9 protein-coding genes are annotated in these 9,091 nt (G+C 70.8%); 7 read left to right on the top strand and 2 right to left on the bottom strand.

Features of this window, described 5'->3' with window-relative positions; genetic code table 11:
* The first annotated feature begins 2 nt into the window (after nt 1–2).
* The 6 genes from ACTS11_RS14790 to ACTS11_RS14815 all read left to right on the top strand — a co-directional run bounded on the left by ACTS11_RS14790 (nt 3) and on the right by ACTS11_RS14815 (nt 6,687).
* A complete protein-coding gene (locus ACTS11_RS14790) occupies nt 3–1,001 on the top strand; it encodes a rod shape-determining protein (protein ID WP_442641069.1) in 999 nt (332 codons plus the stop codon).
* A 45-nt stretch (nt 1,002–1,046) separates the two neighbouring features.
* The gene (gene mreC, locus ACTS11_RS14795; RefSeq protein ID WP_442641070.1) at nt 1,047–2,015 is read left to right on the top strand and encodes a rod shape-determining protein MreC; all 969 of its coding nucleotides are present in this window, start codon (nt 1,047–1,049) and stop codon (nt 2,013–2,015) included.
* Entirely contained in the window at nt 2,012–2,542 is a 531-nt protein-coding gene (locus tag ACTS11_RS14800) for a rod shape-determining protein MreD (protein WP_442641071.1), read from the top strand. The genes mreC and ACTS11_RS14800 overlap by 4 nt, the downstream gene beginning before the upstream one ends.
* A gap of 34 nt (nt 2,543–2,576) precedes the next feature.
* Entirely contained in the window at nt 2,577–4,547 is a 1,971-nt protein-coding gene (mrdA, locus tag ACTS11_RS14805) for a penicillin-binding protein 2 (RefSeq protein WP_442641072.1), read from the top strand.
* Complete coding sequence (rodA, locus tag ACTS11_RS14810; RefSeq protein ID WP_442641073.1) at nt 4,544–5,683, top strand: rod shape-determining protein RodA; 1,140 nt, start codon at nt 4,544–4,546, stop codon at nt 5,681–5,683. The genes mrdA and rodA overlap by 4 nt, the downstream gene beginning before the upstream one ends.
* A gap of 62 nt (nt 5,684–5,745) precedes the next feature.
* Nucleotides 5,746–6,687 carry a 2-hydroxyacid dehydrogenase gene (locus tag ACTS11_RS14815; protein WP_442641074.1) on the top strand — a complete coding sequence of 314 codons (942 nt, stop codon included), beginning with the start codon at nt 5,746–5,748 and terminating at the stop codon, nt 6,685–6,687.
* Here the strand turns inward: ACTS11_RS14815 and ACTS11_RS14820 are convergent.
* Both ACTS11_RS14820 and ACTS11_RS14825 read right to left on the bottom strand, forming a co-directional pair.
* Nucleotides 6,684–7,490 carry an SseB family protein gene (locus ACTS11_RS14820; protein WP_442641075.1) on the bottom strand — a complete coding sequence of 269 codons (807 nt, stop codon included), beginning with the start codon at nt 7,488–7,490 and terminating at the stop codon, nt 6,684–6,686. The two genes, ACTS11_RS14815 and ACTS11_RS14820, sit on opposite strands and share 4 nt — an antisense overlap.
* The gene (locus ACTS11_RS14825; protein WP_442641076.1) at nt 7,487–8,080 is read right to left on the bottom strand and encodes a uracil-DNA glycosylase family protein; all 594 of its coding nucleotides are present in this window, start codon (nt 8,078–8,080) and stop codon (nt 7,487–7,489) included. Before ACTS11_RS14825 ends, ACTS11_RS14820 begins: the two co-directional genes overlap by 4 nt.
* Nucleotides 8,081–8,502: 422 nt before the next feature.
* On the opposite strand from ACTS11_RS14825, the gene ACTS11_RS14830 reads away from it, so the two are divergent.
* Nucleotides 8,503–9,091: ABC transporter ATP-binding protein (locus ACTS11_RS14830; protein WP_442641077.1), on the top strand; the 589-nt coding region annotated here is incomplete at its 3' end.

A 9,091-nucleotide genomic window follows, 5' to 3' on the forward strand; every position in this document is an offset into this window, starting at 1 on the left:
CGATCGACCTCGGCACGGCGAACACGCTCGTCTACGTGCGCGGCAAGGGAATCGTCCTGAACGAGCCCTCCGTCGTGGCCTACCAGGTCAAGGACGGCGTGAAGAAGGCGCTGGCCTTCGGCGAGGATGCCAAGCTCATGCTCGGGCGCACGCCCGGCTCGATCCAGGCGATCCGGCCGATGCGCGACGGGGTCATCGCCGACTTCGACGTGGCCGAGGAGATGATCAAGCACTTCATCCGCAAGGTCCACAAGCGCACGACCTTCACGAAGCCGAAGATCATCGTCTGCGTCCCCCACGGCGCGACGCCTGTGGAGAAGCGCGCGATCCGGCAGTCGGTGCTGTCGGCCGGCGCGCGAAAGGCCGGCCTCATCGCCGAGCCCATCGCCGCGGCCATCGGGGCCGGGATGCCGATCACGGACCCCACCGGCTCGATGGTGGTCGACATCGGCGGCGGCACGACCGAGGTCGCCGTCCTCTCGCTCGCCGACATCGTCTATGCGCGCTCGGTCCGCGTCGGCGGCGACCGCATGGACGAGGCGATCATCTCCTACCTGCGCCGGCAGCATAACCTCCTGATCGGGGAATCGACGGCCGAGCGCATCAAGACCTCCATCGGCACGGCGCGGATGCCCGACGACGGGCGCGGCGCCTCGATGCGCATCCGGGGGCGCGACCTCCTGAACGGCGTGCCGAAGGAGACCGAGATCAGCCAGGCGCAGGTCGCCGAGGCGCTGGCCGAACCGGTCCAGTCGATCTGCGAGGCCGTCATGGGCGCGCTCGAGGCGACGCCGCCCGACCTCGCCGCCGACATCGTGGACCGGGGCGTGATGCTGACCGGGGGCGGCGCGCTCCTGGGCGAGCTCGACCTCGCCTTGCGCGAGCAGACCGGCCTCGCCATCTCGGTGGCGGACGAGAGCCTCAACTGCGTGGCCCTCGGCACCGGCAAGGCGCTGGAATACGAGAGCCTCCTGCGCCACGCCATCGACTACGACAGCTGATCCTCCGCACCGGGGCGCGCCATCCGCGCCCACAGAAGGAGCGCCATGGCACGGGACAGTTACGACAGCGCCTATGCCCGCCCCGTCCGGCGCCTGCTGGTGACGGTCGTGGTGCTGTGCCTCGTGGCGCTCGTGCTCCTGTGGCGGATCGACAACCCCAGGGTGGAGCGCCTGCGCGCGGCCATCGTCGATACCGTCGTGCCGAACATGGAATGGGCCATGGCGCCGATCACCGGCGTCGCCCGGATCTTCGAGGACTTCCAGAGCTACGCGCGCCTTTTCGAGCAGAACCAGGAGCTCCGGCGCGAGCTGCAGCAGATGCGCGCCTGGCGCGAGGCCGCCCTCCAGCTCGAGCAGGAGAACGCCCGCCTTCTCGACCTCAACCGGGTGCAACTGAACCCCGAACTCACCTTCGTCACGGGCCTCGTCCTGGCCGATTCGGGCTCGCCCTTCCGGCGGTCGGTCCTGATCAACGTCGGCGCGCGGGACGGCATCCTGGACGGCTGGGCGACGATGGACGGGCTCGGCGTCGTCGGCCGCGTCTCGGGCGTGGGCGAGCGGACGAGCCGGGTGCTCCTGCTGACCGATTCCAACAGCCGGATTCCGGTGACGATCCAGCCCTCGGGGCAGCAGGCGCTGCTGATGGGCGACAATTCGCAGAACCCGCTCCTCGACTTTCTCGATGCCCCCGAGGACATCAGCCCCGGCGACCGGATCGTGACCTCGGGCGACGGCGGACTGTTTCCGCCCGGCCTCCTCGTCGGGCAGGTCGTGGGCACGACGGACGGTCGGCTGCGCGCCCGGCTGGCCGCCGACCTCGTCCGGCTCCAGTTCCTGCGCGTGATGCGCAGCCATCCGGGCACGACCCTCGACGATCCGGGCAGCCTGATCGGCCCGCCATGGCCGCTCGAGCCGCAGGACGCGCCCGACGACGCGGGTGCCGCCGCGCCTGTGCCAACTACGGGCGAGACGACGGACGAGGCGAGCCTCGGGCCGGGGACGGAGGCGCCATGAGCTCGCCCATCTCGTCCCGCCACATCTGGACCTACCGGGCGCTCTTCCTTGTCCTTTGCATGGTGCTGATCACCATGCGCCTCCTGCCGCTCGGCCTCGGCGAGAGCAACCTGCCGGGGCCCGACCTCATCCTCGCACTGACCTTCGCGTGGCTCCTCCGGCAGCCCGCGGTGGTGCCGCTCGGCGTGATCGTCGCGGTTTTCGTGATGGCGGATTTCCTGTTCCAGCGTCCTCCCGGCCTCTGGACGGCGCTCGCCGTCGTCGCCTCCGAAAGCCTGAGGCGCCGGCGCCTCCAGATGACGGAGTTCCCGTTCCTCGTGGAATGGGGCGCCATCGCGGGCGCCGTGATGGGCATGGTGATCGCCGAGCGTCTCCTTCTTTGGATGCTGTTCCTCGACCTGCCGCCGCTGGGGCTCAGCCTGACGCACGGAATTGTCACCATCGCGATCTACCCGGTGATCGTCGCGGTCTCGAAATTCGTCTTCGGACTGCGTAAGCTCGGTCCTGCGGAACTGGAGCCGTTGTGATGCGGCAAGACCCCCTGCCCCGAGGCGATACCCCGTGAAGCGCACGCAGAAGGAGATCGAGGAAAGCGCCCGCCTCATCGCGCGCCGGTCGATGATCGTCGGCGGGCTCTTTCTCGGCACGACCGGCCTTCTGGCCGCGCGGATGCGCTACCTCCAGGTGGAGCGCGCCGACGACTTCCGCCTGCTGGCCGAGGAGAACCGGATCAACATCCGCCTGCTGCCGCCCGCGCGCGGCCTGATCTTCGACCGCAACGGCGTGCTTCTGGCCGGCAACGAGCAGAACTACCGGATCACGCTGGTGCGCGAGGACGCGGGCGACGTGGACGCCGTGCTGGCCGAGCTCGCGCGCCTCGTGAACCTCGACCTCGTGGCGCTGGAGCGCGCGCGCGAGGAGATCATGCGCCGCCCGCCCTTCGTGCCGGTGACGGTCGCCGACCGGCTGAGCTGGCAGGAACTGTCCTCCGTGGCGGTCAACGCGCCCGCGCTGCCCGGCGTCAACCCGGAGGTCGGCCTCAGCCGCGTCTATCCGCTCGGCGCCGACTTCTCGCACGTGGTGGGCTATGTGGGCCCGGTCTCGGACTACTACATCGAGCAGACGGGCGACACCGACCCGGTCCTCCAGATCCCGGATTTCCAGGTCGGACGCTACAACGTCGAGGCCCGGATGGAGGCGGCGCTGCGCGGGCGCGCCGGCTCCAAGCAGGTGGAGGTGAACGCCGCGGGGCGCGAGATGCGCGAGCTCTCCCGCGACCCCGCGACGCCGGGCGCCGACGTGCAGCTCACCATCGACGCGGGCCTCCAGAACTACGTCGAGGCGCGGCTTCACGGCGAGAGCGCGGGATCGGTCGTCATGGACTGCCAGACCGGCGAGATCCTGGCGCTGGCCTCCGCGCCCACGTTCGACCCGAACCTCTTCGTGCGCGGGATCAGCCAGACCCAGTGGCGCACCCTGAACGAGGACATCTATCGCCCGCTCGCCAACAAGGCGACCCAGGGCCTCTACCCGCCGGGCTCGACCTACAAGATGATCGTGGCGCTCGCCGCCCTCGAGGCGGGCGTGGTCGATCCCGGCGAGCACATCAACTGCCCCGGCCATCTCGAGCTCGGCGACCGCCGCTTCCACTGCTGGCGGCGGCAGGGTCACGGACGCGTCGACATGGTCGAGGCGATCTCGCAGAGCTGCGACGTCTATTTCTACGACCTCGCCCAGCGCGTGGGAATCGAGGCGATCTCGGCGATGGCGGTGCGGCTCGGCTGCGGGACGCGGCACGAGCTGCCGCTCTCCGGCATCGCCGAGGGTCTGGCGCCGACGATGCAGTGGAAGCGGCAGAACCGCGGCGCGGACTGGGTCGTGGGCGATACGCTCAACGCCTCGATCGGGCAGGGCTTCGTGCTGACCTCGCCCCTGCAGCTCGCGGTGATGACCGCGCGGCTCGCGACCGGGCGGAACGTCCTGCCGCGGCTCGTGCGCTCGATCGACGGAGTGCCGCAGGCCGCGCCCGAGGTGGAGGATCTCGGTCTCTCGCCGCAGCACCTCGCGCTCATGCACCGCGGCATGTGGCAGGTGAACAACGACAACCGCGGCACGGCCTTCGGCAGCCGCGTGATGGACTCGGCCTACGGCGTCGCGGGCAAGACCGGCACCAGCCAGGTGCGCAACATCACCGCCGCCGAGCGCGAGGCGGGCGTCATCGCCAACGAGGACCTCCCCTGGGAGCGGCGCGACCACGCGCTCTACGTGGGCTACGCGCCCTACGAGGCGCCGCGCTACGCGGTCTCGGTCGTGGTGGAGCATGGCGGCGGCGGCGCGGCGGTGGCCGCGCCCATCGCGCGCGACATCCTCCTGCGCGCGCAACTCGGCGCCGTGCCCCCGCCCGAGCTCTATCCCGTGGGCCTGCGCCGCGACATCGAGGAGATGCACCGCCGCATGCCGCTCCTGGCCGAGCCGCCGCGCCCGGCGGGCCGCGCCGCCGTCCGGCCGGGCGAGGGGCGCGACCGGACATGAGCTTTCTCGAATACAACGTGAAGTCGGCGCCGACCGGCTGGCGCAAGATCCTGCATCTCAACTGGGCGCTGGTGCTGCTGCTGGCGGCGGTCGCCTCGCTCGGCTTCCTGATGCTCTACTCGGTCGCCGGCGGCTCCTTCGAGCGCTATGCCGAGGACCAGATGATCCGCTTCGCCATGGGCCTCGTCCTGATGGTCTTCGTGGCGATGGTCCCGGTCTGGTTCTGGCGGAACCTCTCGGGCGTGGCCTTCGGCGTGTCGATCCTGCTGCTGCTCTTCGTCGAGTTCTTCGGCGACGTGCGCATGGGGGCGCAGCGCTGGATCGACCTCGGCTTCATGCGGCTCCAGCCCTCGGAGATGACGAAGATCACCCTCGTGATGATCCTGGCCGCCTATTACGACTGGCTCGACCTGAGCAAGGTCTCCCGCCCGCTCTACGTGCTGATCCCGCTCCTCATCATCGCGGTCCCGACGTTCCTGACGCTGACCCAGCCCGACCTCGGGACGGCACTCCTCATCCTCGTCGGCGGCGGGGCGGTGATGTTCCTCGCCGGTGTCCACTGGGCCTATTTCGCCGGCGTGATCGCGGCGGGCGTCGGCGCGGTCTCGGCGGTCTTCGCCTCGCGCGGCACCGGCTGGCAGCTCCTGGAGGATTACCAGTACCGGCGCATCGACACCTTCCTCGACCCGAGCCAGGACCCGCTCGGCGCCGGCTACCACATCACCCAGAGCCAGATCGCGCTGGGGTCCGGCGGCTGGACCGGGCGCGGCTTCATGGAGGGCACGCAGTCGCGGCTGAACTTCCTGCCCGAGAAGCACACCGACTTCATCTTCACCACGCTTGCCGAGGAACTCGGCTTCGTCGGCGCGGCCTCGCTCCTGTTCCTCTACATCCTGATCCTCGTCTTCTGCATCTATACGGCCATCACGGCGCGCGACCGCTATTCCTCGCTCCTTGTCATGGGGATCGCGGTGGCGTTCTTCCTCTACTTCGCGGTCAACATGGCGATGGTCATGGGTCTCGCGCCGGTCGTGGGCGTGCCGCTGCCGCTGGTCAGCTACGGCGGCTCGGCGATGCTGGTGCTGATGGTGGCCTTCGGCCTGGTGCAGTCGGCCCACGTCCACCGCCCGCGCTGAGGCTGGACGGCCGCCGCCCGCGCTGCTAGCCGGAACTCCCGCGAGTCCGGAAGGAGCGCCCGATGCCAGAGCCCGTGATCCTCTTCGCCGCCAAGACCGAGCGCTGGGAGGTCTACGAGGCGCCGCTCCGTGCGGCGCTGGCCGAGGCGGGACTCGGGGGCGCCACGCTGACGACCGAAGCCGCGCCGGAAGAGGTCGACTACGTCGTCTACGCGCCGAACAGCGGGCTCTCGGACTTCACGCCCTTCACGCGGCTCAAGGCCGTCCTGAACCTCTGGGCCGGGGTCGAGGACGTGACGGGCAACAAGACGCTGAAGGTGCCGCTGGCCCGAATGGTGGACGGCGGCCTGACGGAGGGGATGGTCGAGTGGGTGACGGGCCACGTCCTGCGCCATCACCTGCGGATCGACATGTATCTCCACGGCCAGGACGGTGTCTGGCGCGCGGGCACCGCCCCGCCGCTCGCGCGGGACCGGACGGTGGCGGTGCTGGGACTGGGCGAACTCGGCTCGGCCTGCGCGCGGATGCTGGCCGCGCTCAACTTCCGCGTGCTGGGCTGGTCGCGCTCGCCCAAGGAGATCGCGGGGGTCGAGTGCCTGCACGGGGCGGCGGGACTCGACGCCGCGCTCGGCCGGGCGGAGATCGTCGTCCTGCTCCTGCCGAAGACGCCCGCGACCGAGAACACGCTGAACGCCCGGACCCTCGCGCTTCTGCCGAGGGGGGCCGTCATCATCAACCCCGGCCGCGGCCCCCTGATCGACGACGAGGCGCTCCTTGCCGCGCTCGACGCGGGCCGGGTCGGGCACGCGACCCTCGACGTCTTCCGCACCGAGCCGTTGCCGCCGGAGCATCCCTACTGGGCGCATCCGAACGTCACCGTCACGCCGCACATCGCGTCGGAGACGCGCGCCGCCTCGGCCGCGCGCGTGATCGTCGAGAACATCCGGCGCGGCGAGGCGGGGGAGCCGTTCCTCCACCTCGTCGACCGCGTGGCCGGCTACTAGCGCAGGCGCGGCGGGCGGTCGGGGTCGCTGCCGGGCGCGCTGCGTTCGGGCGCGGCCTCGGGTTCCGGCAGGTCGAAGCGCAGACCCGTCCGCCCGAGCCGCGGCACGATGGCCTCCGAGGCGCGGAAGAAGCCCACGTCGAGCGTACCCGCCTCAAGCCCCGAGAAGGCCAGCGCCTCGCCCACGAGCCGCGCAAGCGAGGGTTCGGCCCCCGGCGCGGGATCGACGAAGCCGAGGAGATGCCCGCGCCCGCCGCCCGTGTAGACCACGGCCACGAGATGCGCCTGCCGCGCGAGACCCGCCGCCGAGGCGAGCCGCGCGTCGAGCGCGGCGAGCAGCCGCTCGGGCAGGCCTCTGGGCGCCGCGATCTCGGCGGGGGCTTCCTCGACCTCGTCGGGCCGCGTCGCGAGCATTCCGGCCAGCCAGCCGAGCGCGTCGGCGTCGAGCAGCATCTCGGACCCCGCGCCGAGGTTGACCGCGAGGCCGAGCCCCTGCCCCGCCAGCATCCCGGCGAGCGCCCGGCCCGAGAGCGAGGCATAGGGCGCGGCAGCGCCCGCGAAGGCCGACAGCCGCTCCTCCCGGTCGAAGACGCAGACGAAGGCGCCGCCCTCCACGGGAAAGACACGGGGGCGGATGCGCGCGCCCTCGGCCTCCTCCTCGAGAAGGAGGAACAACTCGGACGCGGCGAGGCGGTCGTACCATTGCAGGCGCAGCGCATCGTCCCCGGGCGCGGCCTCCATCGCGGCGAAGGCCGCGTCGAGGGGCGTGGCGAAGTCCGCGTCGGGGGGCGTGGCGTCGGTCATGTGTCGAGAACCTCCCTGACGCGGGCCCGGAGGGCGGGCACGAGCTCCGCCTCGAACCAGGGGTTGCGCTTCAGCCACGCGGTATTGCGCCAGGAGGGATGCGGCAAGGGGAAGACGCCGGGCGCATGGTCGCGCCATGCAGCCACACTTCCCGTCACGCCCATCCGCCCGCCCAGGTGCCAGCCCTGCGCGTAGGCGCCGATGAGCACAGTCAGCCGCACGTCGCCAAGCCGCTCCATCGCCCGCGCCCGCCATGTCGCGGCGCAGAGCTTCGGCGGCGGCAGGTCGCTGCCGCCCGCGTCGTAGCCCGGAAAGCAGAAGGCCATCGGCAGGATCGCGACGCGCGCCCGGTCGTAGAACGTCGCCTCGTCCATGCCGAGCCAGTGCCGGAGCCGCTTGCCGGACTGGTCCCAGAACGGCCGGTTCGCGCGGTGCACGCGCATCCCCGGCGCCTGGCTCGCGATCAGGATGCGCGCGCCGGGGCGGAACCAGACCACGGGGTTCGGCCGGTGCGCCGTGGCGGTCGCCGCGAAGCGGTCCGCGCAGAGGCGGCAGGCGGCGATCTCGGAGAGGAGGGTGTCGGCGTCCATGGGCGGAAGCTAGGTGCGCTGGCGACCGGTGTCAGCCCCGGGACGGCTCGCAACGCGGCATCCGGGCGTCCGCGGCCCATGACCGGCCCACGGAAAGACACGGCATCGAAGGCACCCCGCCCGAGGTGGAACTGTCACGACCGGCACGCCTGCGGCGACGGCTACAACTGAGCCGCAAGGGGCGCCCGGATCACATCCGCGTCAGACGTTTCGCGCGGCCGACTTCCGCCCGGCGGGGAAGGACAACCGGCGTCTCGCCGCCCGGTTCCGGTCTGTCGGGAAAAAAAACGTATCGTTCCGACGCCGGACACCATAAAACGGCCTCAAAGCACATATAGCGTCGCACGCCACAGCCCGGCGCGAGATCGGGCGTCCGGCAGGTCGTGCAACGCAGGCGGTGCAACGAAGGGCAGAAAGCGGGCATGCTTGAATTCGCCGACGTCTCGAAGTCGTTCTGGACGGGTCAGCGCCGCAAGGTGATCCTCGACAGGGCCTCCTTCACGGTCGACCTCGGCTATTCGCTCGGAATCCTCGCACCGAACGGTACCGGCAAGACGACGCTCATCAAGATGATGGCGGGCCTCGAGCAACCGGACGAGGGAAACATCTACCGCAACTGCCGGATCTCGTTTCCCCTCGGCTTCATGGGCGGGGTCATCGGCAAGCTCACGGGCACCGAGAACGCGCGCTACATCGCACGCCTCTACGGGCTCGATCCCGACTACGTCGAGGCGTTCAGCCGCTGGGTCTGCGGGATCGAGGAATACTTCGACATGCCTATCGGGACGTATTCCTCGGGCATGCGCGCGCGGTTCAACTTCTCGCTCCTCTTGGCCCTCGAGTTCGACATATACCTGATCGACGAGGGGATGCCGGCCTCCACCGACGCCGAGTTCAACCGCCGTGCGGGCAGCATCCTCGCGGACCGCATCCGCAACGCAACCGTTGTCATCGTCTCGCACCAGATGCAGACACTTGAGAAGTTCGCACGCCGCGCCGCGGTTCTCCGCG

Source organism: Roseicyclus sp. (assembly GCF_052168335.1).
In the GTDB taxonomy this organism is placed as follows: domain Bacteria; phylum Pseudomonadota; class Alphaproteobacteria; order Rhodobacterales; family Rhodobacteraceae; genus Roseibacterium.